This window comes from Sphingobium sp. ba1 (assembly GCF_000743655.1).
GTDB lineage: Bacteria > Pseudomonadota > Alphaproteobacteria > Sphingomonadales > Sphingomonadaceae > Sphingobium.
In genome coordinates, this window is the sequence record NZ_JPPQ01000052.1 from 2,111 (window position 1) to 2,741 (window position 631).

At 66.1% G+C, this 631-nt stretch carries 1 protein-coding gene and 1 pseudogene (1 of these 2 only partly in view); both read left to right on the plus strand.

Going from position 1 to position 631, the window contains the following annotated elements; genetic code table 11:
• Position 1 precedes the first annotated feature (1 nt).
• Positions 2 to 106 (plus strand): annotated as a pseudogene (locus IL54_RS25790) (multicopper oxidase domain-containing protein); the annotation flags it as partial.
• Positions 107 to 584: 478 nt separating this feature from the next.
• Positions 585 to 631: part of a multicopper oxidase domain-containing protein coding region (locus IL54_RS02715; protein WP_237748763.1), annotated on the plus strand (this coding region is incomplete at its 3' end). Its footprint extends 1,677 nt past the window's final position; the window shows 47 of its 1,724 annotated nt.

Below are 631 nucleotides of genomic sequence, written 5' to 3' on the forward strand. Positions count from 1 at the left end.
CGGCGACTGGGCGTTCCACTGCCACAATCTTTATCACATGACCGCGGGGATGATGCGTGTCGTGACGGTTCGCCCGATGGGCGAGGAGAACCGCGATGCAGCCTAAGTTCCTCTTGATCGCTGGCGGCGCGGCACTTGGCCTCGCAAGTCCGGTGGCCGCGCAGATGGACCATTCCAATATGCCCGGCATGAAGATGCCGCCGCCAAAGACGCCAGCGGTGAAAAAGCCTGCCACTAAGAAGCCAGCAGCGGCCAAGCCCGCCGCGCGCAAGAAGTCCGTGAAGCCCGCTGCCAGGTCGATACCGCGCGCGAAGGCGGGATCGGGGGCCAGGTCCGCCGCAGATCGGTCCGCCAGGCCTCCGGCACCGGGAACGGTCGTGGTAGATCCTCACGCCGGTCATGACATGACGGCGATGCCGGGCATGACTACGCCTGGAGCCAACCCCAATCCTGGTGCCGGGCACGACATGTCGGCGATGCCAGATACCTCCGGCGGTGCCGCCCCCGGCCAGCCAGGTGCCATGCAGGGCATGGACCATGGTTCGGGCGCTATGCAAGGCATGGCGGGTCATGACATGGGAAGCATGCCTCCTTCGGCGACCGGCATGACGATGGTCGGGACCAACCTGCC